The following is a 25,662-nucleotide window of genomic DNA, read 5'->3' as shown; positions in this document are numbered from 1 at the left end:
ACGTTTATGCCGCGCCTATAACGCGAGCCTGGATTCAGACTGGCAATCCTACGCCGCGAAATCCATCTGCAGTTTGCTGGTGGCACTCAACAAGAGGCACGTCAAATCATGATGAAGTCTGTTTTCGTCGCGTCAGCCATGCTGGTCGCGCTTTGCTCCGCTGCGTCTGCTCGCGACGCAGTACACCATCCGCACATGGCGTCCGACGCCGCCGTTCAGGTATCGGAAGTCCAACCGAACTCTTTCGGCTTCGCCGCTCCAACGGAGGATGCCGGCTACGATGCGCATCAGTATCACGGCGGACCGAAAGCGAACGACTAGGATCGGACCCAACGTATCGGATGCCCGTAAGGGGTGATACAGGGCCGATCTAACGGCAGGATGCTGGCACCGGGAGGACAATTAAAGTCCCGCCGGTGCAGCCTGCGTTACATCCTCACCTTCGGCTCGATCGGCGTGGAGCCGCGCAGACCCAGAATATCCTCCAACACCTTCGCGCCGGCGATCACCTGCGCGTCCGCGCGCGGGGCGCCGACGATCTGTACGCCGACCGGGAGGCCGGACGCAGTGAAGCCGCAGGGCAGCGACAGCGACGGGCAGCAGGCGAGCGTGATGGCGTAGACGATGCCGAGCCACTCGACATAGTTCTCGAACTTCTTGCCGGCGCATTCGGCGACATAGCGGTGCTCGATCGGGAAGGGCGGCACGATCGTGGTTGGCGTCAACAGCAGGTCGTAGTTTTTGAAGAACTCGATCGCGCGCGCGGTCATGCCGACGCGCTGCGCCTCGGCGCGCGCGAGCTGCTCGACGGTGAGCTTGAGCCCTTCCTCGATGTTCCAGATCACCTCTGGCTTCAGAAGGTCGCGCTTGGTCCGCAGCAGATTGGCCTTGGTGATCGCGAAATCGAAGGCGCGCAGGACGTGGAAGCATTCATGCGCCTCGCGCCAGTCCGGATGCGCTTCCTCCACGATCGCGCCGGCCTCCGCAAAGCGTTCCGCGGCCTTGCGCGTGATCGCCTTGACCTCTGGATCGACCGGCGTGATGCCGAGATCAGGCGAATAGGCGATGCGCTTCGGCTTCTTGCCTGACTGCGCCGCCGACAGGAACGAGGCCGCAGGTGCGGGCAGCGAGAGCGGATCGGCGGCATAGTCGCCACTCATGGCGTCGAGCAGCAGCGCAAGATCCTCGACGTTGCGCGCCATCGGCCCCACCACGCCGAGATTACGGTCGATCGCCGATTTTGGCGTGTGTGCGACGCGCCCGATGCTTGGCCGCATGCCGACGACGCCGCAGAAGGCCGCGGGGCTGCGCAAGCTGCCGCCCATGTCCGACCCCTGCGCAAGCCAGGCCATGCCGGTGGCAAGCGCCACCGCCGCGCCGCCGGAGGAGCCGGCCGCAGACTTCGTCGTATCCCAGGGATTGAGCGTCGCGCCGAACACTTCGTTGAAGGTGTTGGCGCCGGCGCCGAATTCCGGCGTGTTCGACTTGGCGTAGACGACCGCGCCATTGCCTTCGAGGTTCTCGACCATGAGATCGGACTGCTTGGGCACATTGTCCTTGAAGATCGGCGAACCCTGCGTGTTCAGCACGCCGGCAACGTCGGTCAGGTCCTTGATCGGCACCGGCAGGCCCGCGAGCAGTCCGCGCCCGCCGGCTGGCTTCTGCATCAGCACCTTGGCGTTGGTCCGCGCGCGATCGAAACACAGCGTCGGCAGCGCGTTGACCTTGCCGTCGACCTCACTGATGCGCTTCTCCAGCACATCCAGAAGCTCGAGCGGCGAAACGTCGCCGGAGCGCAGCTTGTCGACGACGGTGCAGGCGGTTTCGCGGATCAGGTCTTGAGACAATTATTTGACTCCTACTCTCGTAAAAGGTCTCGTCATTGCGAGCGCAGCGAAGCAATGCAGTCTGTGACCGCGGAGGGATTCTGGATTGCTTCGCTGCGCTCGCAATGACGGTATGCGTGGCGCGTATCGTGGTCAAATCGGCGTCCGATTTAACCCCACCCGGCGCTGATGCCGCCATCCACCGTATAGATGACCCCGGACGTATAGCCAGACCGATCCGACGCCAGGAACGCCATGAGATCCCCGATCTCGCGCGCATGCGCAGGCCGGCCGAGCGGCAGGCTCTTCTGGAATTCCTTGTAACGGGTCTCGTCGCCGAACTGGTGCTTGGCCCGCGTCTTGAGCAGGGTGACGTGGCGGTCGGTGCCGACCGGGCCGGGATTGATGCCGACCACGCGGATATTGTCGGCGAGGCTTTTTCCCCCGAGCGCACGGGTGAACGCCATCAACGCCGCATTGCCGGCGCTGCCGCAGATGTAGTTGGCGTCGAACTTCTCGCCGGCGGCGCCGATGTCGTTGACGATCACGCCGCCGCCACGTGCCTTCATCTGCGCGTAGATCATGCGGGTGAGGTTGATGTAGCCGAACACTTTCAATTCCCAGGCGTGCCGCCAGGTCGCCTCGTCGATCTTGTCGATCGAGCCGCCGGGAATGTCGCCGGCATTGTTGACGAGGACGTCGATGTCGGCGGCTTCCCTGGCGAGCCGCGCCAAATCCTCGGTGTTGCGCAGATCCACGATGCTGGTGGCGGCATCGATCTGGTGCGCGGAACGCAGGCGATCGGCCAGCACCTTGAGCTGGTCGCCGTTGCGGGCGGCAAGCAGCAGATGAGCGCCCTCCTCGGCGAACGCCTCGGCGGCGGCTGCGCCGATGCCCTTGGACGCGCCCGTGATCAGGACGCGCTTGCCACGCAGATGCAGATCCATGGAAGTTACTCGCTCGGTGGGAACAGGATGAAACCAGTAGGCGGTCGGCCGCGCCATGGTCAACATTGCAGTGCAGCGTTGCACTGTCGGCGAGTTTGGTCCATTGCAGTGCGGTCAAAAAAAGCGGCGGCCTGCCAGACCAACCAAGGACGTTCTCGATGAGCAAGAAGCAATACCGGATTGCGGTCATTCCCGGCGACGGCATCGGCAAGGAAGTGATGCCCGAAGGCCTGCGCGTGCTGGAGGCGGCGGCCAAGAAGCACGGGGTTGCCGTGCATTTCGATCATTTCGACTTCTCATCCTGGGACTATTACGAGAAGCACGGCCAGATGATGCCGGATGACTGGAAGGAGAAGATCGGCAAGCACGACGCGATCTACTTCGGCGCGGTCGGCTGGCCGGCCAAGATCCCGGATCACGTCTCGCTGTGGGGCTCGCTGATCAAATTCCGCCGCGAGTTCGACCAGTATGTGAACCTGCGTCCGGTGCGGCTGATGCCCGGCGTGCCGTCGCCGCTGGCGAACCGCAAGCCCGGCGACATCGATTTCTGGGTGGTGCGCGAGAATACCGAGGGCGAGTATTCCTCCGTCGGCGGCCGCATGTTCCCGGATACCGATCGCGAATTCGTCACGCAGCAGACGGTGATGACCCGCATCGGCGTCGACCGTATCCTGAAATTCGCCTTCGAGCTCGCACAGTCGCGGCCGAAGAAGCACCTCACGTCGGCGACCAAGTCGAACGGCATTTCGATCACCATGCCCTATTGGGACGAGCGGGTGGAGGCGATGGCCGAGAAGTTTCCGGGCGTGAAGTGGGACAAGTACCACATCGACATCCTGACCGCGAACTTCGTGCTGCATCCGGACTGGTTCGACGTCGTGGTCGGCTCCAACCTGTTCGGCGACATCCTCTCCGACCTCGGCCCGGCCTGCACCGGCACCATCGGCATCGCGCCGTCCGGCAACATCAACCCCGAGGGCAATTTCCCGTCGGTGTTCGAGCCGGTGCACGGCTCGGCGCCTGATATCGCTGGCCAGGGCATCGCCAACCCGATCGGCGCAATCTGGTCGGGCGCGATGATGTTCGAGCATCTCGGCGAGAAGGAAGCCGGCAAGTCGATCGTCGATGCGATCGAGCGCACGCTGGCCGAGCGCACGCTGCGGACGAAGGATCTCGGCGGCAACGCCGACACGACCGCTTGCGGCAAGGCCGTTGCGGAGATGGTGGATTAAGGCTGGACGAACCTTGCGTAGGGTGGGTTAGCCGAAGGCGTAACCCACCACTGTTTGTCTCCGCGGAAGCAAAAGAGGTGGGTTACGCCGAGCAGATGCGCTTCGCGCATCTGCGGAGCTAACCCACCCTACGACTAAACATACGATTTTCGGGCCGGATCGAAGATTGGCGGATAGTCGTTCTCATCGAGCAGATCGAGAAACGGATCGAGCCCTTTGGATTTGATCAGCGCGAGTTCCTGCTGCGAGATCAGGTTCACGGTCAAGATCTCCACCGGATCGCCCGCGATCTCCAGCGCCTCGGCGATCTCCTTATCGGGGCCGATGACCGGCGTCAGAAACAGGAACGTCTGGAAGTCCGTTCCTGCAACCGGCGGCCACGGCAGCGCGACGCGATGGCCGAAGCCGAACCAGGTTGTGTCGATGAACGGCAGATTGGCCAGCAAGCGCAGATTGGCGCAAACCTCCTCTGTCGGCTCGCGGACATACCACATCAGCTCGGCACGCGGCTTCGCGTCCCCATGCGCGCCCGGCATCCGCTGCTCGCTCATGCCGCTGGTGAGGAGCACATAGCCTTCGTCAGATCCCTCTTGGCACACCGGCACGAAATCGCGGCCAAAGGCGTGGATGTCGATGCGGCGCTCCGCGCTGTCGATGAAGCTGTGCTCGGGCTCGCCAAGTTCGCTTTCATAGATGGCGAGCCGATGCCGGTAGAGGTCGACCGAGGGCGACGGCGCGCTGGAGCCGGATACGAGCTTTGCGAGACGGGAGAGCATGTGAACCTCTGAGGCGGTATGAGCCGGGATATCCGCGTTGTCGCCAGACAAGGCGGGCCGGTTCAAATCCGCGGCTCGAGCTTCGCATTAGTCCATATCGCCCTGCGCGATTGTGCAGGAGGCCTGGATGATGCCGAGCGATCTGCCTCGTTCCGACTAGCCGACGATCTTCTCGATCGCGGCCTGATCCAGCCCGAACTTCTGCCCGGCCGCGAGAATCTCCTGCCAGGTGGTCGGATCGACCGGAATGCCTTCGGCGAGGCGCTTCTTCTTGGTCTCACGCTCGGGATCGCCGGCGATCAGCACCTTGTCGACGCCGGGGCTAGGCGGTGAGCCCGTGTGCCAGGCGACGAAGCTTTCGACTTCGCGTGCGAGGTTTTCGCCGGTGCCGAGCTTGCCCGGGTCGATGATGATCGAGAGCATGCCGTTGAGGACGTTGTACTTGCCGTCGGACGGGCCCTTGACCGCCTGCCCGCCGGAGAGCGCGCCGCCCAGGATTTCGCACACCAGCGCGAGCCCCGAACCCTTGTGCTCGCCGAACGGCAGGATGGCGCCGTATGGCGGGATCACGGTGTAGCGCGGGTTGGTGGTCGGCTTGCCTTCATTATCGATGATGGTGCCAGGCTCGAGTTCAACGCCCTTGTTGTGGGCGACGCGGGTTTTGCCCTGCGCGATCCTGCTGGTGGCGAAGTCGAGCACGATGGGGTCTTTGCCCCTGCGCGGAATGCCGACGCAGAACGGGTTGGTGCCATGGCGGGCATCGCTGCCGCCCCAGGGCGCCACGATCGGCCGCGAGATCACGTTGACGAAATGGATCGACACCAGTCCGTGGTCGATGCACTGCTCGGCCCAGTGGCCGATGCGACCGATGTGGTGCGAGTTTGAGAGACCGACGAGACACACGCCGTTGCTCTTGGCGCGCTCGGCCGCGAGCTCCATCGCCTCATGGCCGATCACCTGGCCGTAGCCGGTGAGGCCGTCGAGGGTGAGAAGCGGACCGGTGTCGAGCACGATCTTGACGTGCTGGTTCACGGCGAGGCCGCCGTTGGTGACGCTCTGGACATAGCGCGGGATCATGCCGACGCCGTGCGAGTCATGGCCCTTGAGATTGGCCTCGACGAGGTTGGTGGATACGAGCTCGGCCTCGCGGTCCGTGGAGCCGCCCGCCTTTACAATGGCGCGGATGGCGTTGGTGAGCGGCTCTGCCTTGATGGTGCGATAGTCGGCCATTGTTGCTCTTCTTATCCTTTTACGATCCGGCGGCAGTGGACCCAGGCTGCTTCTATCAGGTTCTCGCTCGCCTCCGGCGTGCGGAACGCCGAATGCGCCGACAGCGTCACGTTCGGCAGCTTGGTCAGCGGATGATCGCCCGGCAGCGGCTCGATGTTGAAGACGTCGAGACCGGCGTGGCGGATGTGGCCCGACTTCAGCGCGTCGATCATCGCGGCCTCGTCGACGACCGCGGCGCGCGCGGTGTTGATGAGGATGACGCCACGCTTCATCGCAAAGATCTTCTCGCGCGTGATCATGCCGCGGGTCTCGTCGTTGAGTAGCAGATGCAGCGACACCACGTCGCTCCTTGCCAGCACCGTGTCGAGATCGGCGAACTCCACGCCCGGATGGCTCTTCGGCGAGCGGTTCCAGGCGATCACCTTCATGCCGCTGCCCGATGCAATGCGCGCGACTTCCGCGGCGATGCCGCCGAAGCCGATGAGACCGAGCGTCTTGCCGGTGAGCTGCATGCCGTCCTCGCGCAGCCAGTTGCCGCCGCGCATCTCGCGATCCATCATCGCGATGACGCGGGCCGACGCCCACATCAGCGCGATCGCGGATTCCGCCACCGCGGTGTCGCCATAGCCCTTGATCAGATGCACGGAGATGCCGAGTTCGGCGAGCTCTTCGGGGTTCATATAGCTGCGCGCGCCGGTGCCGAGGAAGACGACATGCTTCAGGCCTGCGCACTTCTTCGCGACCTCGGTCGGCAGCGCGGTATGATCGACGATGGCGATCTCGGCGCCGTCGAGGATCTCAGGATATTGCTCGGGCTTGATGTCGGGATCGCGGTGGATCCGCACCTTGGGATCGCCGGGTTGCTCCAGCCGCTCCATGATCACGGCCAGGGCTTCGTTGGCGTCGACGAAAACTCCGCGCATGGCGCTACTCCGCTGAAATCAGGATGCGACGCCGGCGATCGCCAGCACGGTATGCATCAGCACGTTGGTGCCAGCGGCGCAGTCGGGCTGCGTCGCATCCTCCAGCTCGTTGTGGCTGATGCCGTCCTTGCAGGGCACGAACACCATCGCGGCCGGCATGACGGTGTTGAGGTTGCAGGCGTCGTGGCCGGCGCCGGAGGTGATGCGGCGAGAGGAATAGCCGAGCGTCTTGGCCGCGTTCTCGACGGCTGCAATGAGCTTGGGATCGAAGTGCGTCGGCGGCTTGCGCCAGACCAGGTCGATCGTGACCTCGACCTTGCGGCGCGCGGCGATCTCGGCAATCGCGGCGCGCAGGTCGCGATCGAGCGCATCCATGATTGCGCCATCCGCGCTGCGGCAATCCATGGTGAAGGCGATCTCGCCGGGAATGACGTTGCGCGAGGGGTTTGCGATTACGGCTTCGCCGATGGTGCCGACCGCGTTCGGCCCGTGCTTCCTGGCAATGGCCTCCATCGCCAGCACGATCTCCGACAGTGTCGCCAGCGCATCGCGCCGCAACGGCATCGGCGTCGAGCCCGCATGGCTCTCGAACCCGGAAATCTTGCCGTCGTACCACAACACGCCCTGGCCGGAATCGACCACGCCGATGGTCTTGCCTTCCGCCTCCAGGATCGGGCCCTGCTCGATGTGCAGCTCGACGAAGCAGCCGAGCTTCTGGAAGCCGACTGGCTTGTCGCCGCGATAGCCGATGCCGTCGAGCGCCTGGCCGACGGTCGTGCCCTCGGCGTCCTTGCGCGACAGGATGTCGTCGGTGGTGAAGTCGCCGACATAGGCCGCGGACGCCATCATGGCTGGCGCGAAGCGCGATCCTTCCTCGTTGGTCCAGTTGACGACGCAGATCGGCGCCTCGGTCTCGATGCCGGCATCGTCCAGCGTGCGGATCACTTCGAGCGCGCCGAGCGTCCCCAAAATGCCGTCATACTTGCCGCCGGTCGGCTGCGTGTCGAGATGCGAGCCGATGCCGACGGGCAGTTTCGACATGTCCCGTCCCTTGCGCAGGCCGAACTGGGAGCCGAGCGCATCGACATGCACCTCGAGGCCGGCGTCCTCGCAAGCCTTGCGGAACCAGTCGCGCACCTGCTTGTCTTCGCTGCTCAGCGTCAATCGCCGCACACCGCCCTTGGCCGTCGCGCCGAATTGCGCGGTCTCGTGAATGGAGCCCCAGAGGCGGGCGGAATCGATTTGCAGGTTGGTGGCGGCTCGGCTCATGCGGTCAGTCTCTCAGTGGTCCGGCGTCTTTTTCAATGACGCGCCAGCGCGGGCGCGTCAACCGCGAGGCTGCTCTGCGCGATCTGACATGCAAGCTCGGCGACGCGCTCCACCGCCACGACGTCGGGCGAGGCGAGCCAGCTCGCCGTGAACGTCAGCGGCGCGATGTTCAGATCGGTATCGAGCAGTTGCAGCCGCCCGTCCGCGAGCTCGTTCTCGACGATGGCGTCGGGGATCACGGCGACGCCGAGCCCCTCGACCGCCATGTGAATGACGGTCGCCAGCGAAGCGGAGGCGTGCAGCCGGATCGGCGGCAGCTCCGGCCGGTCGAACACTTCGCGCACGACCTCATACGGCCTGGTCTTGCGCGGGAAGGTGATGATCGGAAACCGCGCGAGGTCGGCGCGCGTCACCGGGCCATTGCCGAGCCCGAGCGAGGGGCTCGCGAGAAAGCCGATTGGATAGTCGGCGAGCACGCGATTATGCACGCCGGAGGTCGACAGCGGTCCCACCACGAAGGCAAGCTCGATCTCCTGCGCGAGCAGGCGCGCGGTGAGGTTCGGCGTGATGTCGACCTCGATCTCCAGCGACAGGTTCGGATAGACCTGGTTCACGCTCTTCACCAGCCGCGGCAGCCAGGTGTGCACGATGGTCTCGGCGACGCCGAGCCGCATCACGCCGCGCATCGCCGAACGATCGCCGACCTCGGCCATCATCTGAGCGCGCAGGCCGATCAGCTTTTCCGCATAGACCATCATCTGCCGGCCGCTCGGCGTCGGCGAAGCCACGCGATGGTCGCGGTTGAGGAGTTTTACGCCCATCTCGCGCTCGAGCTGGGCGATGCGCTGGGAGATCGCGGGCTGGGTCGTATTGAGCCTTTGTGCGGCGCCGCGAAAGCTGCCGAGCTTCACAACCCAGAGAAACGTCTCGATCGATCTGAAGTCCAGCATTGGAAGGATTTTCCCGATCGATAAAGAATATTTATCGATATTGATTAGAAAGGAAGATTAGACTTTATAGCACGCTTGGTGTTGGCTGTCTTTGTCGAGTTTATAGGCAGGTCGATCACATGACTGTTTTGGTGGCAGTGCAGCAAACTGAAACGCCCGACGCCCTCCCGAGCCGCCAGGCGCGGCTCGCCTATCGCGGCGGCGAGGTCGGCTCGACTGCCGGCGTCGCCCCCGGCTTCGTCCAGGGCAATCTGGCGATCCTGCCGGCGGAATACGCCGGCGCCTTTCACCGCTTCTGCCAGCTCAATCCGAAGCCGTGCCCGATCATCGGCATGTCCGACGTCGGCAGCCCCCACATTCCCGCGCTCGGCGCCGATCTCGACATCCGCACCGACGTGCCGCGCTACCGCGTCTGGCGCGACGGCGAAGTCGTCGACGAGCCGACCGACGTCAGCAAATACTGGCGCGAGGATCTCGTGACCTTCGTGCTCGGCTGCTCCTTCTCATTCGAAGAGGCGCTGCTCGACGAGGGCATGCCGATCCGCCACATCGAACAGAACGTGCGCGTGCCGATGTACCGCACCAGCATCGCGTGCGGTGAATCCGGTCCATTCGCCGGTCCCATGGTGGTGTCGATGCGTCCGTTCAAGCCGGCGGATGCGATCCGCGCGGTGCAGATCACCTCGCGCTATCCCGCCGTGCACGGCGCGCCCGTGCATCTCGGTCATCCGCATCTGATCGGCATCAAGGACATCGCCAAGCCCGACTACGGTGATCCCGTTCCTGTCGCCGACGACGAGATCCCGGTGTTCTGGGCCTGCGGCGTCACGCCGCAATCGGTCATCAACGCCGCCAAGCTGCCGTTCGCGATCACGCATTCGCCGGGCTTGATGCTGGTGACGGATCTGAAGAACAGGACCATGGCCGTGATTTAATGGGCAGCGTTTGCTGCTTCTTCGGGCTTTACCGCATCCATCAATCACTTCATTCGATCAATCGAAATTCAGAAACAGAGGGCTTTGCCATGACGATCACTCGCCGCGACGTGTTGCTAGGTGCCACCGCCACTGCCGCGCTGGTGCCGCTGGCGGCGCGCGCACAGACATCGGAAGTCGTGATCGGCGTCATCTATCCGTTCTCCGGCGGCAGCGCCCAGCAGGGCGTCGACGCGCAGAAGGCCTACGAGACCGCGCTTGAGGTCATCAACAAGGACACCGATTTCGACCTGCCGCTGGCCAAGGGCGAGGGCCTGCCGGGCCTCGGCGGCGCCAAGGTTCGCCTCGTGTTCGCCGACCACCAGTCCGATCCGCAGAAGGGCCGCGCCGAGGCCGAGCGCCTGATCACCCAGGAGAAGGTCTCCGCCGTCATCGGCACCTATCAGAGCGCGGTCGCGGTCACCGTGAGCCAGATCTGCGAACGCTACCAGATCCCGTTCGTGTCCGCCGACAACTCGTCGCCGAGCCTGCATCGCCGCGGCCTCAAATATTACTTCCGCGCGTCCCCGCACGACGAGATGTACTCGGCCGCGATGTTCGACTTCTTTGACGCCATGAAGAAGAAGGGCGCCAAGATCGAGACGCTGTCGCTGTTCCACGAGGACACCATCTTCGGCACCGATTCCGGCAACGCCCAGGCCAAGATCGCCGGCGAGCGCGGCTACAAGATCGTCACCGACATCAAGTACCGCGCCAACTCGCCGTCGCTGTCGGCCGAGGTGCAGCAGCTCAAGACCGCCAACGCCGACGTGCTGATGCCGTCGAGCTACACCACCGACGGCATCCTGCTGGTCAAGACCATGGCCGAGCTCGGCTACAAGCCGAACGCGATCGTGGCGCAGGACGCCGGCTTCTCCGAGAAGGCGCTCTATGACGCCGTCGGCGACAAGCTCGAAGGCGTCATCTCGCGCGGCACCTTCTCGCTCGACCTCGCGCAGAAGCGCCCGATGGTCGGCAAGATCAACGAGATGTTCAAGGCGAAGTCGGGCAAGGACCTCAATGACCTGACCTCGCGCCAGTTCATGGGCCTGATCATCCTCGCCGACGCGATCAACCGCGCCAAATCGGCCGATGGCGAGAAGATCCGCGATGCGCTGGCGGCGACCGACATCCCGGGCGAGCAGACCATCATGCCCTGGAAGCGCGTCAAGTTCGACGAGATGGGCCAGAACAACGACGCCGACCCGGTGCTGCTGCAATATGTCGGTGGCAAGTTCGTCACCATCTTCCCGCCGCAAGCCGCGATCGCCGAGGCGATCTGGCCGATGAAGTAAGGTGCGAAGAGCGGGAGCTCAGACTTAGCTCCCGCCCTCATCCTGAGGAGCGGGCGCAGCCCGCGTCTCGAAGGACGAGGGTGGGCCCATCCTTCGAGACGCGCGCTGGGGCGCGCTCCTCAGGACGAGGGCGTATTATGGGGGACGACTTGTGACAGCCCAAGCCATTATCCAGAGTCTCGCGAGCGGCCTTCTCATGGGCCTGCTCTACGGACTGATCGCGGTCGGCCTCGCGCTGATCTTCGGCCTGATGGACGTCGTGAATTTCGCCCATGGCGAGTTCCTGATGATCGCGATGTATGCGAGCTTCTTCCTGTTCGCGTTCTTCGCCATCGACCCCTTGCTGTCGGCGCCGCTGGTCGCCGCAGCCCTGTTCGTGTTCGGGGCGGTCGTCTACCTCTTGATTGTACGCTTCGCCATGCGCGCCAAAGCAAACGCCGGCATGGTGCAGATCTTCTCCACCTTCGGCCTTGCCATCGTGATGCGCGGGCTCGCGCAGTTCTTCTTCACGCCGGACTACCGCAGCATCCCGCAGTCCTGGCTCGGCGGCAAAACCATCTCGGTCGCCGGCATCTTCCTGCCGGAGCCGCAGCTGATCGGCGCGCTGGTGTCGATCGCGGCCTTTGCCGGCCTCTACTTCTTCATCAACCGCACCGATTTTGGTCGCGCGCTTGAGGCGACCCGCGAGGATCCCGGCGCGGTTGCGCTGGTCGGCATCGACAAGAACCGCGTGTTTGCGCTGGGCTGGGGCCTCGGCGCCGCCTTGGTCGGCCTCGCCGGCGCGATCATGGCGGTGTTCTTCTACATCTACCCGGACGTCGGTGCGTCCTTTGCGCTAATCGCCTATGTCACGGTGGCGCTCGGTGGCTTCGGCAGCGTCTTCGGGGCCTTCGCCGGCGGCATCATCGTCGGCCTCGTCGAAGCGGTCACCGCATTGGTGCTGCCGCCGTCGCTGAAATCGGTCGGCATCTACGCCGTCTATCTGCTCGTCGTCTTCATCCGGCCGCGTGGCCTGTTCGGATCGATGTGATGGACAAGAATTTTGCCGCGCGGCGCCGCCGCGACCTGATCATCGCCGCGGTGCTGGCCGCGCTCGCCGCGCTGGCGCCGCTGTTCGTCAAGGATGTCTACGTCCAGAACATCCTGATCCTGACCCTGATGTACGCGGCGCTGTCGCAGAGCTGGAATATCCTGTCGGGCTATTGCGGGCAGATCTCGCTCGGTCATGCGCTCTATTTCGGCATCGGCGCCTATACCACCGAGCTCCTGTTCACCAAGTTCGGCGTATTGCCCTGGTTCGGCATGCTTGCCGGCGGCGTGATCGCGGCTGTCATCGCGATGGGGCTCGGCTATCCCTTCTTCCGCCTGCGCGGCCATTACTTCGTGATCGCGACCATCGTCATCGCCGAAATCGGGCTGCTGCTGTTCCAGAACTGGGAATGGGCGGGGGCTGCGATGGGAATCACCATTCCGGTGCGCGGCGACAGCTGGCTGAAATTCCAGTTTCTGCGCAGCAAGCTGCCGTACTTCTATTTCGCTCTGGTGCTGTGCTGCCTCGCCTGGTTCGTGACCTGGTGGCTCGAAGATTCCAAATGGGGTTTCTGGTGGCGCGCAGTGAAGGACAATCCGGAAGCGGCCGAGAGCCTCGGCGTCGTCGTGTTCAACTCCAAGATGGGTGCGGCCGCCGTCTCCGCCTTCCTCGTTGCCATCGGCGGCGCCTTTTATGCGCAGTTTCTCGCCTATATCGATCCTGAGAGCGTCATGGGCTTCCAGTTCTCGCTGCTGATGGCGTTGCCGGCCGTGCTCGGCGGCATCGGCACCCTCTGGGGGCCTGTGCTTGGTGCTGCCATCCTGATCCCGATGACGGAGCTGACGCGCTCCTATATCGGCGGCTCCGGCCGCGGCGTCGACCTCATCGTCTACGGCACGCTGATCGTGCTGATCTCGCTGGCCCTGCCGCAGGGATTGGTGAGCCTGTTCTCGCGTGCGAAGACGAAGGGGGCCACACGATGACCGCGCTCCTCGAAACCCGCGGCGTCTGGCAGCGCTTCGGTGGCCTCGTCGCCAACAGCGATGTCTCGATCTCGGTCGGACGCGGCGAGATCGTCGGCCTGATCGGTCCAAATGGTGCCGGCAAGTCGACGCTGTTCAATCTCATCGCCGGCGTGCTGCCGCCGACCCAAGGCTCGATCTGGTTCGACGGCGAGGATGTCACCCACATGCCGGCGGCCGAGCGCTGTCAGCGCGGCGTCGGCCGCACCTTCCAGGTGGTCAAGAGCTTTGAGACCATGACTGTCATCGACAACGTCATCGTCGGTGCTCTGGTGCGCAACACCGTGATGCGGGAAGCGCGCCGCAAGGCGCACGAGGTGCTGGAGTTCACCGGCCTTGCCGGGCGCGCCGACGTGCTCGCGAGCGATCTGGTGCCGGCCGAGAAGCGCCGCCTCGAAGTCGCGCGCGCGCTCGCGACCGAGCCAAAATTGTTGCTGCTCGACGAAGTCCTCACTGGTCTGACGCCGACCGAGGCGCAGACCGGCGTCGCGCTGGTGCGCAAGGTGCGCGATACCGGCATTACCGTGCTGATGGTCGAGCACGTCATGGAGATCGTGATGCCGCTGGTCGACCGCGCCATCGTGCTCGACCTCGGCAAGGTGCTGGTCGAGGGCAAGCCCACTGAGGTCGTCCGCGATCCCAAGGTGATCAGCGCATATCTGGGAGATCGTCATGCTGTCGGTGCATGAAGTCACGACCGCCTATCAGGGCCTGGTCGCGATCTCCGCGGTCAGCATCGAAGTCGCCAAGGGCGAGATCGTCTGCGTCGCCGGCGCCAATGGCGCGGGCAAGTCGACGCTGCTCAAATCCATCGCCGGCGCCGAGCGCCCGCGCTCGGGCACCGTGACCTTCGATGGCAAGCGCCTCGACGGCATGGCGCAGCACCACATCACGGCCACCGGCATCGCCTATGTGCCGGAGAACCGCCGGCTGTTTCCGCGTCTGTCGGTGCGCGACAATCTGCGTCTCGGCAGCTATCTGTACCGCGGCGAAGCGAATCGCGAAGAGCCGCTCGATCTCGTCTTCACGCTGTTCCCGCGTCTTCAGGAGCGTTTGGAGCAGCGGGCCGAGACGCTAAGCGGCGGCGAGCAGCAGATGCTCGCCATCGGCCGCGCGCTGATGACGCGCCCGCGGCTCCTGATGCTCGACGAGCCCTCGCAGGGCATCATGCCGAAGCTGGTCGACGAAATCTTCCAGGCGGTACTGCGCATCCGCGACGCCGGCATGACCGTGCTGATCGTCGAGCAGCGCATGGCCGAATGCCTCGAGATCGCCGACCGCGCCTATATCCTGCAAACCGGCCGCGTGCTGATGCAGGGCGCAGCGAGCGAGATCAGGGGCAATCCGGACGTGCGCAAGGCGTATCTCGGGCTGTAGGCGCCTTTCGTAGCCCGGATGAGCGAAGCGATATCCGGGACCGCCGATCCCGCATGTCGCTGCGCTCATGCGGGCTACGATCTTCTCGCTCCACAATCGCAGCCGTCATCCTGAGGTGCGCGCCCTTCGCGCGCCTCAGGATGGGCCGCGGTGGGTGTGGCGGGCTACGATCTTCGAGTGGTGCGGGCACGAGCGTTTTTGGCACCCTAGGTGTCATCGCCCGCCTTGTGCGCACTTGCGCGCTGGGGCGGGCGATCCAGTATTCCGAGACGCCAGTGGGATACGGAGAAGCTGCGGCGTACTGGATTCCCCGCTTTCGCGGGGAATGACAGCGTTGGGCGGGGCGGTCCCGCTCGACCCTCGACCGCACGGGACTCAATGCTCGTGCCCATGCTCCGGCAGCGCCACCCCGAACACCTTCACCAGATCCTTCACCTGTTCCGGCGACAGATATTTCGGGTTCAACCCGCGCAGCAGCAGATACAGCTTCGCCGTCTCCTCCAGCTCCTCGGTCGCGAACACGGCGGCTTCCAGCGTATCGCCGGCGACCACCGGGCCGTGGTTGGCGAGCAGCACGGATGAATATCTCCCCGCCAGCCCCCTGATCGCATCCGCCACCGCGGGGTCGCCGGGGCGGTAATAGGGCACGAGCGCGGTGGCGCCGCATTTCATCAGGTAATAGGCCGTCATTGGCGGCAGCGCGGCGCGCGGGTCGATCTCGGGCAGCATCGAGAGCGCGACCGAATGGGTGGAGTGCAGATGCACGATCGCGCGGGCCGATCCGCGGGTCTGGTAGAGCGCGGTGTGCAGCGGAACTTCCTTGGTCGGCGCATCGCCTGAGATCAGCCGTCCCTGGTCGTCCAGACGCGACAGCCGCGCCGGGTCGAGGAAGCCGAGCGAGGCGTTGGTCGGCGTCACCAGCCATCCGCCATCGTGCACCTTGACGCTGATATTGCCGGAGGAGCCCGGCGTCAGCCCGCGCTCGAACAAAGAGCGTCCGAAGCGGCAGATATCGTCACGCAGCCGTGTTTCGTTGCTCATGGCCATCATGTCTGCTTGTCTCACGCTTTGGCAGCGCGGCCAAGCCGTGTTATTCGGTTCAGCTAGCCGCCGCAAAGGCGGACCATTCGGGAAACGCTCGCAAGGGTCAGTTGCATGTCCGCATCCACGTCACAGAATCAGCGCATCGCCGTCATCGGGCTCGGCTCGATGGGGTTTGGCATGGCGACCTCGCTGAAGCGCGCCGGTCATGCCGTCACCGGCTGCGACGTCTCGGCTGACGCGGTGGCGCGCTTCGTCAAGGACGGCGGTGCGGGCGCCATGACCCCGGCCGAGGCGGCGAAGGGTGCCGACGTCGTCGTCAGCGTCGTCGTCAACGCCGCGCAGACCGAAACGATCCTGTTCGGCAAGGATGGCGTCGCCGAGACCCTGCCGAAGGACAGCGTCTTTCTGTCGTCGGCCACCATGGATCCCGACGTGGCACGGCGTCTCGCCAAGCAGCTGGAGGCGACCGGCCGGCATTATCTGGATGCGCCGATCTCCGGCGGAGCGCAGCGCGCAGCGCAAGGCGAGCTGACGATCCTCGCCTCGGGCAGTCCCGCGGCCTTTGCGAAAGCGCGGCCCGCACTCGATGCCATGGCCGCCAAGCTCTACGAGCTCGGCGATGCCGCCGGCCAAGGCGCCGCATTCAAGATGATCAACCAGTTGCTCGCCGGCGTCCACATCGCCGCCGCCTCGGAGGCGATCGCGTTCGCGGCCAAGCAGGGTCTCGACATCCGCAAGGTCTATGAGGTGATCACGGCCTCCGCCGGCAATTCCTGGATGTTCGAGAACCGCATGCCGCACGTGCTCGACGGCGATTACACGCCGCGCAGTGCGGTCGAGATCTTCGTCAAGGACCTCGGCATCATCCAGGACATGGCGCGCAGCGCCAGATTCCCGGTGCCGGTCTCGGCTGCCGCCCTCCAGATGTTCCTGATGACGTCAGCTGCCGGCATGGGCCGCGACGACGATGCGTCGGTGGCGCGGATGTATGCGCAGGTCACCGGCGTCAAGCTCCCCGGCGACAAGTAAGAAGAGGATTTCCAATGCCCCGTTTCGCCGCCAACCTCTCGATGATGTTCACCGAGGTGCCATTCCTCGACCGCTTCGATGCCGCCGCGGCAGCCGGCTTCACCGCGGTCGAATTTCTCTTTCCCTACGAGCATCCGGCTGAGGCGGTCGGCGAGCGGCTCAAGCGCAACGGCCTGACCCAGGCGCTGTTCAACCTGCCGCCGGGCGACTGGAATGCCGGCGAGAAGGGCTTTGCGGCGTTGCCGGCGCGCTTTGCCGATCTCAAGGCGAGCCTCGAGACCGCGCTACCTTACGCCAAGGCCACCGGCGTCAAGCGGCTGCACCTGATGGCCGGCATCGCCAACCGCGGCGAGCGCGTCGCGATCGAGGCCTTCTACAAATCGGTGGCGTGGGCTGCGGAATTCTTCGCGCCGCACGGCATCGACATCGTGCTCGAGCCGATCAATGCGCGCAACGTGCCCGGCTACTTCCTCAACGATTTCGGCTTCGCGCGTGACCTGATCCAGGAGTTGAGGCTTCCGAACCTGAAGCTCCAGTTCGACATCTATCACTGCCAGATCATTCATGGCGACGTCACCATGCGGCTGCGCGAGATGATGCCGATCATCGGCCACATCCAGATCGCCAGCGTTCCCTCGCGCAACGAGCCCGACGGCGAGGAGCTGAACTATCCGTTCCTGTTCGCCGAGCTCGACCGGCTCGGCTATGCCGGCTTCGTCGGCTGCGAATACAATCCGCGCGGCAAGACCACCGACGGCCTTGCCTGGTTCAGGCCCTATGCGGGAGTGAAGCCGTGACACTTGCGTTGGGCTGTATCGCCGACGACTACACCGGCGCCTCCGATCTCGCCAACACGCTGACGCGCGCGGGCCTGCGCACCGTGCAGACCATCGGCGTGCCTGCGGACGATCTTGCGCTGCCCGAGGTCGATGCCGTCGTGGTGTCGCTGAAGAGCCGCTCGATCGAGGCCGGCCTTGCCGTGTCGCGTTCGCGCGCGGCGGAGAAATGGCTGCGTGGCCGCGGCGCGGGCCACGTGCTGTTCAAGATCTGCTCGACCTTCGATTCCACCGATGCCGGCAATATCGGCCCGGTGATGGACGCACTGCGTGCCGATTGCGGCGAGGCCGTCGTGCTGGTGACGCCGGCCTTCCCGGAGACCGGCCGCACCGTCTACCAGGGCAATCTGTTCGTCGGCGCCGTGCCGCTGAACGAGAGCCCGCTCAAGGACCATCCGCTCAACCCGATGCGTGATTCCAGCCTGGTGCGCGTGCTCGCGCGCCAGAGCAAGATGCCAATCGGCCTCGTGGATCTTGCGACCGTCACCCGCGGAGCGGAGGCGGTGCGGGCGCGTCTTGCGGAACTATCGGCCAAGGGCATTGGCGCCGCCATCATCGATGCCGTGTTCGACCGCGACCTCGAAACCATCGGGCTCGTTGCTGCCGAGCACCGGCTGTCTGTCGGCGCCTCCGGCATGGGTCTTGGGCTGGCGCGGGCGCTGGTGTCGACAGGCAAGGTCAAATCGACAGCGGCAAGCAGCGAGGCGGGGGCAGCGGTCGGCGGACCGGCGGCTTGCCTGGCCGGAAGCTGCTCGCAGGCGACGCTCCAGCAGATCGCCAATGCCGAACGCGTCATGCCGGTGCTTCATCTCGACCCGGACCGTATTATTACGGGCGGGCACGAGGCGCAGCGCGCGCTGGACTGGGCCAGGCCGCGGCTCACCGAAGGTCCGGTCCTGATCGCATCGAGCTCGACGCCGGATCAGGTCGCAGCGCTCCAGGCGCGTCACGGCCGCGACGCGGCCGGTCACGCCATCGAGCAGGCGATGGCCGATATCGCCGAGGGCCTGGTGCAGGCCGGCATCAAGCGCCTGATCGTTGCCGGCGGCGAGACATCCGGCGCCGTGGTTGATCGGTTGAAGATTCCTGGATTTCTCGTAGGAGTGGAAATTGCCGCGGGCGTCCCGGTCCTGCGTGCGGTCGGCGTCGCGAAAGGCGAGATGTTGCTCGCCTTGAAGTCCGGAAATTTCGGTGGCGCGGAATTTTTCACGGATGCGCTTGGGCTCATGCGCTGAGCGCAGAGCGTTCTTAGCGCCATGTTCATTTGTTTCGGCTTCCGTACTCGTACGGAGTCGTAGTTAACATCTGCTCAGGTGCTCTGGTGTCTGATGTCGGCGCTGCTCCCTTTGGTTGATTCGTAAAACGTCCGGACGCGCCGCCGCGCCAGCACAAAGAGACATTTATTATGCTCGCCACCATCTCCATTCGCGCCAAGATCATCAGTGTCGTGGCGTTCCTGCTGGTCGCGATGACCGGTATGGGCCTGCTCGCCGTCATGAAGATGCGGTCGATGAACGCCAACACCACCGACATCACCACGAGCTGGATGCCCAGCGTGCGGGTGCTCGGCGAGCTCCGCGCCAGCGTCATTACCTACCGCAACGTGGTGCGCCAGCACATGCTGTCCGAGACCCTCGAGGACAAGCTCGCCAACGAAAAGACGGCCGGCACCGTCATCGAGGCGCTCGCCAAGTCCCGCGTCGCCTACGAGCCCATGATCACCTCGCCGGAGGAGCGCGGGCTCTACAACGACTGGGTCAAGCTCTGGGACCAGTACAAGAAGGGGACCGAAGAGGTCTTCGCGCTGTCGCGCAAGGAGGCCGGCAAGGTCCCACATGAGGCGCAGGAACTGAACACCAAGACCGTGAACAAGATCGGTCTTCAGGCGGACGAGGTCCTGACCAAGGACATCGAGCTCAACAACAAGGGCGCCAACCAGGCGGCCCAGGACGCGGCCGACAGCTACTACTACGCCTTCATGCTGGTCTCGATCATCCTCGGCTCCGCCGTCGTGGTCGGCATCGGCGTCGGCTTCTATCTGGTGCGCGACGTCTCCAGCGGCATCAACTCCATCATCGAGCCGATGCAGGCGCTGGGCAAGGGCGACCTGACCGCCAAAGTCCCGCACCAGGGCGAGAAGACCGAGATTGGCGCCATGGCCGACGTGCTCCAGGTGTTCAAGGAAGCGCTGATCGCCAAGAAGGCGGCCGACGAAGCCGCCGCGCACGACGCCGAAGCCAAGATCGAGCGCGGCCGCCGTGTCGACAACATCACCCGTGAGTTCGAAACGATGATCGGCGAGATCGTCCAGACCGTGTCGTCGGCTTCGACCCAGTTGGAGGCCTCCGCCTCGACGCTGACCTCGACCGCAGATCGCTCGCAGCGGCTGGCGACCACGGTCGCGGCGGCTTCGGAAGAAGCCTCCACCAACGTGCAGTCGGTTGCCTCGGCGACGGAGGAGATGGCCTCCTCGGTCGGCGAGATCAGCCGCCAGGTGCAGGAATCGGCGCGGATGGCGGGCGATGCCGTCGGCCAGGCGCGCGCCACCACCGAGCGCGTCAGCGAGTTGTCCAAGGCGGCGTCCCGCATCGGCGACGTCGTTGAGCTGATCAACACCATCGCCGGCCAGACCAACCTCTTGGCGCTGAACGCGACCATCGAGGCGGCGCGCGCCGGTGAAGCCGGCCGCGGCTTCGCCGTGGTGGCGTCCGAGGTGAAGGCGCTGGCCGAGCAGACCGCGAAAGCGACCGGCGAGATCGGCCAGCAGATCTCGGGCATCCAGGCCGCGACCAACGACTCGGTCGGCGCGATCAAGGAAATCTCCTCGACCATCGAACGCCTGTCGGAAATCTCCTCGGCGATTGCGGCCGCGGTGGAAGAGCAGGGCGCAGCGACCCAGGAGATCGCCCGCAACGTGCAGCAGGCAGCCCAGGGCACCCAGCAGGTCTCCTCCAACATCACCGACGTGCAGCGCGGCGCCACCGAGACCGGCACGGCGTCCTCGCAGGTGCTGTCGGCGGCGCAGATGCTGTCGAACGACTCCGGCCGGCTGAAGACCGAAGTCAGCAAGTTCCTGACCAACGTCCGCGCGGCGTAAGCCTCCCCAACGTCGTCCCGGACAAGCGCGCCTAAAGCGCGCGCAGATACGGGACCCATATCCACAGGGAGAAGTTTTGCGAAGACTGGTGGTTACCACTCTCACGCCACAACCGCGTTCTGGGGTAATGGGTCCTGGCTTTCGCCAGGACGACACCGCATATAAAACGAGCAGCCTTCCCCTCGCATAGCTGCGATGCTTATTCCGCAGCGCGGTAGCACGGAAGTGAAGAGCGCGCTGTCGCTTGGCGTTGGCGCTGTCGGCGGTGCTCGGGTAAAGGGGAAAGAGGATCCCCACGGGGGCGGATTCCGTTTCCTCGCCTGACCTGGATTTGCCTGGCGCATGATAGCTCTGGTCCGTATTGCCCTGAGCCGGCCCTATACTTTCGTCGTGCTCGCGCTTCTGCTTCTGATCATCGGACCGCTCGCGGCGCTACGGACGCCGACCGACATCTTTCCGGACATCCGCATTCCCGTGATCGGTGTGGTCTGGCAGTACACCGGCCTGCCGCCGGACCAGATGTCGGGGCGCATCACCACGCCGTTCCAGCGGGCGCTGACGACCACCGTCAACGACATCGAGCACATTACGGCCAACTCCTATAACGGCTTTGGCATCATCAAGATCTTCTTCCAGCCCAATGTCGACATCCGTACCGCCAACGCCCAGGTCACCGCGATCTCGCAGACGCTGTTGAAGCAGATGCCGCCGGGCGCGACGCCGCCTTTGATCCTGAACTACTCGGCCTCGACGGTGCCGATCATCCAGGTGGCGCTGTCGGGCGAGGGGCTGACCGAACAGAACCTCGCCGACATCGGCATCAATAATCTGCGTACCCCGCTCGTCACAGTGCCCGGTGCGGCGATTCCCTATCCGTTTGGCGGCAAGCAGCGCCAGGTCCAGATCGACCTCGACCCGACCGCGCTCCAGGCCCGCGGTCTCTCCGGTCAGGACGTCGCCAACGCGCTCGCGGCCCAAAATCTGATCACGCCGGTCGGCACCCAGAAGATCGGCGCGTTCGAATACAACATCCAGCTCAACAACTCGCCGCTCAAGATGGACGAGCTCGGCAATCTGCCGATCAAGACCGTCAACGGCGCGATGGTCTATGTGCGCGACGTCGCAACCGTCAGAGACGGCAATCCGCCGCAGACCAACATCGTCCATGTCGACGGCAACCGCTCGGTGCTGATGATGGTCCTGAAGGCGGGCGCGACCTCGACGCTCGATATCATCGCCGGCATCAAGCAGAAGGTGATCGACGTCAAGGATCAGATGCCCGAAGCGCTGAAGATCGGCTTCATCGGCGACCAGTCGGTGTTCGTCCGCGGCGCGATTCAAGGCGTCGCCTTCGAGGGCGTGATCGCGGCGCTGCTCACCAGCGTCATGATCCTGCTGTTCCTCGGCAGCTGGCGCTCGACCGTCATCATCGCGGTCTCGATCCCGCTCTCGGTGCTCGGCGCCATCATCATGCTGTCGGCGATCGGCGAGACGCTGAACATCATGACGCTCGGCGGATTGGCGCTCGCGGTCGGCATCCTCRTCGACGACGCCACCGTGACCATCGAGAACATCAACTACCATCTCGAGCAGGGCAAGCCGGTCGAGCAGTCGATCCTCGATGGCGCCAACCAGATCGTGACGCCGGCCTTCGTCTCGCTGCTCTGTATCTGCATCGTGTTCGTGCCGATGTTCTTCCTCACCGGTGTCGCGCGCTTCCTGTTCGTGCCGATGGCGGAAGCGGTGATGTTCGCGATGATCTGGTCGTTCATCCTGTCGCGCACCCTGGTGCCGACCATGGCGAACTATCTGCTCAAGGCGCATGTCCATCACGAGGGCGCGCGGCCGAAGTCACGCAATCCGTTTGTCTGGTTCCAGCGCGGCTTCGAGAAACGGTTCGAGTTCATTCGCGGCGGTTACCACAATCTGCTGGGCCTTGCGCTGGCGCACCGCGCGGTGTTCGTGATCGGCTTCCTCTGCGTGGTCGGCGCGTCCTTTGCGCTGGTGCCGTTCCTCGGGCGCAACTTCTTCCCCGCGGTCGATGCCGGCAACATCCTGATGCATGTCCGCACCCAGGTCGGCACCCGCGTCGAGGAGACCGCCAACCAGCTCGCCGACGTGCAGAAGGCGATCCGCAAGCTGATCCCCGGCGAGATCGAGACGCTCACCGACAATATCGGCATGCCGATCTCCGGCATCAACATGACCTACAACAACACCGGCGTGATCGGCCCGCAGGACGGTGACATCCAGATCAAGCTGAAGGAAGGCCACAAGCCGACCGAGGAGCATGTGCGGGTGCTGCGCGAGCAATTGCCGCGGCTGTTCCCCGGCGTCAGCTTCGCCTTCCTGCCGGCCGACATCGTCAGCCAGATCCTGAACTTCGGCGCGCCGGCGCCGATCGACCTCCAGATCCGCGGCGCCAATATCAACGCCAACTTTGCCTACGCCAACGCGCTGCTGGCAAAGGTGCGGCGGATTCCCGGCGTGGCCGACGCGCGCATCCAGCAGTCGCCGAACAACCCGACCTTCAACATCGACGTCGACCGCACCCGTGCGCAATATGTCGGCCTGACCGAGCGCGACGTCACCAACAGCCTCGTGGTCAATCTCGCCGGCTCCTCGCAGGTCGCGCCGACCTACTATCTCAACCCGGACAACGGCGTGTCCTATTCGATCGTGATGCAGACGCCGCAATACCAGATCGACTCGCTCAGCGCGCTCCAGACGCTGCCGATCACGGCCGCCAGCAATTCGCAATCGCCGATCCTCGGCGGCATCGCCGACATCAAGCGATCGACCTCGAGCGCGGTGGTGTCGCAATACGACATCCAGTCGCTGGTGCAGGTTTTCGCCACGACCTCGGGCCGCGATCTCGGCGCGGTCGCGAACGACATCCGCCAGGTGATCGCCGACACCGCCAAGGAGGTGCCGAAAGGCTCCTCCGTGGTGCTGCTCGGCCAGGTGCAGACCATGAACAGCGCCTTTACCGGCCTGTTGTTCGGCCTGCTCGGGGCGGTCGTGCTGATCTACTTCCTGATCGTCGTCAACTTCCAGTCCTGGTCCGATCCGTTCGTGATCATCACGGCGTTGCCGGCCGCGCTCGCCGGCATCGTCTGGATGCTGTTCGCGACCGAGACGACGCTGTCGGTGCCGGCGCTGACCGGCGCCATCATGTGCATGGGCGTTGCCACCGCCAACAGCGTGCTGGTGATCTCTTTCGCCCGCGAGCGTTATGAGGAGCTCGGCGACCCCATTGCGGCGGCGCTCGAGGCCGGCTTCGTCCGGTTCCGCCCGGTGCTGATGACGGCGCTTGCCATGATCATCGGCATGGCGCCGATGGCGCTGGGGCTGGGCGAGGGTGGTGAGCAGAATGCGCCACTCGGCCGCGCCGTGATCGGCGGCCTGATCTTTGCAACGTTTGCCACGCTGATGTTTGTTCCCGTGGTGTTCAGTATGGTACACAAGACACAAGGCGCCAAAGCCGCCGCCGCATCGGAGACTCCGCATGTCGCCCACTGAATCCCGCTCACCGGTGTCGCGCCGGAAACTGGGCATCGTCGGCGTGGTGGCGGTCATTGCGGCAGGCCTCGTCGTGGGCACCGGGATTCGCGCCCGCGAGGAGCAGGGCTCCAAGCTGAAGGAGTGGACCGACGATCAGGCCGTTCCGAGCGTCGCGGTGACCCTGCCCAACGCAAAATCCCTCAACGCCACACTCGACCTGCCGGGCCGGCTGGAGGCTTACTACCGCGCACCCATCTTCGCCCGCGTCTCCGGCTATCTGAAGAGCTGGAGCGCCGACATGGGCGCGCGCGTCAAGGCGGGGCAGGTGATCGCCGAGATCGAGGCGCCCGACCTCGACCAGCAACTGCTTCAGGCCCGTGCCGATCTTGCCAGCCAGCAGGCCAGCGCGAGGCTGTCGGAAGCAACGCTGAACCGGCGCAAGACGCTGGTCGCTTCCAACTTCGTCTCCGCGCAGGAGATCGACGAGCGCACCGCCGATCTCTCCAACAAGAACGCCGCCGTCCATTCGGGCCAGGCCAATGTCGAGCGGCTGGAAGCGCTGGCCGGCTACAAGAAGATCACCGTTCCCTTCGATGGCGTGGTCACGGCGCGCGATACCGACGTCGGTGCGCTGATCAACGCCGGCGGTGGCTCGGGTCCGGCGATGTTCGTGGTTTCCGACATCACCAAGCTGCGCGTCTACGTCAACGTGCCGCAGAACTACGTGCCGGCGATCAAGCTCGGCGCCAAGGCCACCATCGTGTTGCCGGAGTACCCGAACCGGACCTTCCAGGCGACGGTGGAGGCCTCCTCGCAGGCCGTCGACGTCGCTTCGGGCACCACGCGCATGCAGCTCGGGCTCGACAATTCCAGCGGCGAGCTGATGCCTGGCGGCTATGCCAGCGTGAAGCTCAATTTGCAGCGCGATTCCGCGCCGCTCAGCATTCCCGCGAGCGCCCTGATCTTCAACGGCAGCGGCCTCAGGGTCGCGACCGTCGGCGCGGACGACAAGGTGTTGTTCAAGACCGTGACGATCGCGCGCGATCTTGGCAAGGAAATCGAGCTCGCCTCGGGCATCGCGCCCGACGACCGCGTCATCACCGCACCGGCGGACGGTCTGTCCAATGGCGACCCGGTGCGCGTGGTCGGTGCCGGAGCCAAGGGCAAGCCGACGACCGCCTCGGAGACGCAGGCGCCGAAGGGCTGAAGCTGACGTTGTAGGGTGGGTTAGCCCTGCGACTGCGCGAAGCGCAGTTGCCGGGCGTAACCCACCAACTTTGTCCCGCATTTTCTGAAGCAGG

At 64.9% G+C, this 25,662-nt stretch carries 22 protein-coding genes; 14 read left to right on the top strand and 8 right to left on the bottom strand.

All coding sequences use genetic code 11. The features are described 5' to 3' along the window. Positions 1 to 108: 108 nt before the first annotated feature. The gene (locus ACXJMY_RS10505) at positions 109 to 321 is read left to right on the top strand and encodes a hypothetical protein (RefSeq protein ID WP_456619251.1); all 213 of its coding nucleotides are present in this window, start codon (positions 109 to 111) and stop codon (positions 319 to 321) included. Positions 322 to 428: 107 nt separating this feature from the next. Here ACXJMY_RS10505 and ACXJMY_RS10500 read toward each other — a convergent pair whose 3' ends face one another. Beyond that, positions 429 to 1,847: an amidase gene (locus tag ACXJMY_RS10500; RefSeq protein WP_456619250.1), complete on the bottom strand. Its 1,419-nt coding sequence runs from the start codon at positions 1,845 to 1,847 to the stop codon at positions 429 to 431. Between the two features lie 149 nt (positions 1,848 to 1,996). Next, positions 1,997 to 2,773, bottom strand: coding sequence for an SDR family oxidoreductase (locus tag ACXJMY_RS10495; protein WP_456619249.1), 777 nt, complete (start codon positions 2,771 to 2,773; stop codon positions 1,997 to 1,999). Between the two features lie 158 nt (positions 2,774 to 2,931). On the opposite strand from ACXJMY_RS10495, the gene ACXJMY_RS10490 reads away from it, so the two are divergent. After that, the gene (locus ACXJMY_RS10490; RefSeq protein ID WP_456619248.1) at positions 2,932 to 4,005 is read left to right on the top strand and encodes a tartrate dehydrogenase; all 1,074 of its coding nucleotides are present in this window, start codon (positions 2,932 to 2,934) and stop codon (positions 4,003 to 4,005) included. 134 nt (positions 4,006 to 4,139) lie between these two features. On the opposite strand, the gene ACXJMY_RS10485 is transcribed toward ACXJMY_RS10490, so the two are convergent. From ACXJMY_RS10485 to ACXJMY_RS10465, 5 genes are all read right to left on the bottom strand, one after another. After that, positions 4,140 to 4,847, bottom strand: coding sequence for a suppressor of fused domain protein (locus tag ACXJMY_RS10485; RefSeq protein WP_456619247.1), 708 nt, complete (start codon positions 4,845 to 4,847; stop codon positions 4,140 to 4,142). A 90-nt stretch (positions 4,848 to 4,937) separates the two neighbouring features. Then, positions 4,938 to 6,011, bottom strand: a complete 1,074-nt coding sequence (locus ACXJMY_RS10480; protein ID WP_456619246.1) for a malate/lactate/ureidoglycolate dehydrogenase — start codon at positions 6,009 to 6,011, stop codon at positions 4,938 to 4,940. An 11-nt stretch (positions 6,012 to 6,022) separates the two neighbouring features. Further along, positions 6,023 to 6,934 carry an NAD(P)-dependent oxidoreductase gene (locus tag ACXJMY_RS10475; protein ID WP_456619245.1) on the bottom strand — a complete coding sequence of 304 codons (912 nt, stop codon included), beginning with the start codon at positions 6,932 to 6,934 and terminating at the stop codon, positions 6,023 to 6,025. An 18-nt stretch (positions 6,935 to 6,952) separates the two neighbouring features. Beyond that, entirely contained in the window at positions 6,953 to 8,203 is a 1,251-nt protein-coding gene (locus tag ACXJMY_RS10470) for an allantoate amidohydrolase (RefSeq protein WP_456619244.1), read from the bottom strand. A gap of 32 nt (positions 8,204 to 8,235) precedes the next feature. After that, complete coding sequence (locus tag ACXJMY_RS10465; protein ID WP_456619243.1) at positions 8,236 to 9,153, bottom strand: LysR family transcriptional regulator; 918 nt, start codon at positions 9,151 to 9,153, stop codon at positions 8,236 to 8,238. 119 nt (positions 9,154 to 9,272) lie between these two features. On the opposite strand from ACXJMY_RS10465, the gene ACXJMY_RS10460 reads away from it, so the two are divergent. The 6 genes from ACXJMY_RS10460 to ACXJMY_RS10435 all read left to right on the top strand — a co-directional run bounded on the left by ACXJMY_RS10460 (position 9,273) and on the right by ACXJMY_RS10435 (position 14,851). Next, complete coding sequence (locus ACXJMY_RS10460) at positions 9,273 to 10,088, top strand: putative hydro-lyase (RefSeq protein WP_456619242.1); 816 nt, start codon at positions 9,273 to 9,275, stop codon at positions 10,086 to 10,088. Between the two features lie 89 nt (positions 10,089 to 10,177). After that, positions 10,178 to 11,422 carry an ABC transporter substrate-binding protein gene (locus tag ACXJMY_RS10455; RefSeq protein ID WP_456619241.1) on the top strand — a complete coding sequence of 415 codons (1,245 nt, stop codon included), beginning with the start codon at positions 10,178 to 10,180 and terminating at the stop codon, positions 11,420 to 11,422. A gap of 151 nt (positions 11,423 to 11,573) precedes the next feature. Then, positions 11,574 to 12,452, top strand: a complete 879-nt coding sequence (locus ACXJMY_RS10450) for a branched-chain amino acid ABC transporter permease (RefSeq protein WP_456619240.1) — start codon at positions 11,574 to 11,576, stop codon at positions 12,450 to 12,452. Continuing rightward, on the top strand, positions 12,452 to 13,435 hold the full coding sequence (locus ACXJMY_RS10445) for a branched-chain amino acid ABC transporter permease (protein ID WP_456619239.1): 984 nt from the start codon (positions 12,452 to 12,454) through the stop codon (positions 13,433 to 13,435). The genes ACXJMY_RS10450 and ACXJMY_RS10445 overlap by 1 nt, the downstream gene beginning before the upstream one ends. After that, on the top strand, positions 13,432 to 14,163 hold the full coding sequence (locus tag ACXJMY_RS10440; protein ID WP_456619238.1) for an ABC transporter ATP-binding protein: 732 nt from the start codon (positions 13,432 to 13,434) through the stop codon (positions 14,161 to 14,163). The genes ACXJMY_RS10445 and ACXJMY_RS10440 overlap by 4 nt, the downstream gene beginning before the upstream one ends. Continuing rightward, complete coding sequence (locus tag ACXJMY_RS10435; protein ID WP_456619237.1) at positions 14,147 to 14,851, top strand: ABC transporter ATP-binding protein; 705 nt, start codon at positions 14,147 to 14,149, stop codon at positions 14,849 to 14,851. The genes ACXJMY_RS10440 and ACXJMY_RS10435 overlap by 17 nt, the downstream gene beginning before the upstream one ends. 375 nt (positions 14,852 to 15,226) lie before the next feature. Here ACXJMY_RS10435 and otnC read toward each other — a convergent pair whose 3' ends face one another. Next, positions 15,227 to 15,892, bottom strand: coding sequence for a 3-oxo-tetronate 4-phosphate decarboxylase (otnC, locus tag ACXJMY_RS10430; RefSeq protein ID WP_456619236.1), 666 nt, complete (start codon positions 15,890 to 15,892; stop codon positions 15,227 to 15,229). A 114-nt stretch (positions 15,893 to 16,006) separates the two neighbouring features. Between otnC and ltnD the strand changes: the two genes are divergently transcribed. The 6 genes from ltnD to ACXJMY_RS10400 all read left to right on the top strand — a co-directional run bounded on the left by ltnD (position 16,007) and on the right by ACXJMY_RS10400 (position 25,568). Next, on the top strand, positions 16,007 to 16,924 hold the full coding sequence (gene ltnD, locus ACXJMY_RS10425; RefSeq protein ID WP_456619235.1) for an L-threonate dehydrogenase: 918 nt from the start codon (positions 16,007 to 16,009) through the stop codon (positions 16,922 to 16,924). Between the two features lie 14 nt (positions 16,925 to 16,938). After that, positions 16,939 to 17,721 (top strand): 2-oxo-tetronate isomerase, encoded by a 783-nt coding sequence (otnI, locus tag ACXJMY_RS10420; protein ID WP_456619234.1) that lies wholly within the window; start codon positions 16,939 to 16,941, stop codon positions 17,719 to 17,721. Next, positions 17,718 to 18,995: a 3-oxo-tetronate kinase gene (otnK, locus tag ACXJMY_RS10415; protein ID WP_456619233.1), complete on the top strand. Its 1,278-nt coding sequence runs from the start codon at positions 17,718 to 17,720 to the stop codon at positions 18,993 to 18,995. The genes otnI and otnK overlap by 4 nt, the downstream gene beginning before the upstream one ends. Positions 18,996 to 19,165: 170 nt before the next feature. Then, positions 19,166 to 20,857: a methyl-accepting chemotaxis protein gene (locus ACXJMY_RS10410; protein WP_456619232.1), complete on the top strand. Its 1,692-nt coding sequence runs from the start codon at positions 19,166 to 19,168 to the stop codon at positions 20,855 to 20,857. Positions 20,858 to 21,199: 342 nt separating this feature from the next. Beyond that, positions 21,200 to 24,379 (top strand): efflux RND transporter permease subunit, encoded by a 3,180-nt coding sequence (locus ACXJMY_RS10405; protein WP_456619231.1) that lies wholly within the window; start codon positions 21,200 to 21,202, stop codon positions 24,377 to 24,379. Continuing rightward, entirely contained in the window at positions 24,366 to 25,568 is a 1,203-nt protein-coding gene (locus ACXJMY_RS10400) for an efflux RND transporter periplasmic adaptor subunit (protein ID WP_456619230.1), read from the top strand. The genes ACXJMY_RS10405 and ACXJMY_RS10400 overlap by 14 nt, the downstream gene beginning before the upstream one ends. Positions 25,569 to 25,662: the final 94 nt, after the last annotated feature.

It is taken from the genome of Bradyrhizobium sp. P5_C12, from assembly GCF_054049735.1.
This window is presented reverse-complemented; position numbering and strand designations above follow the sequence as displayed.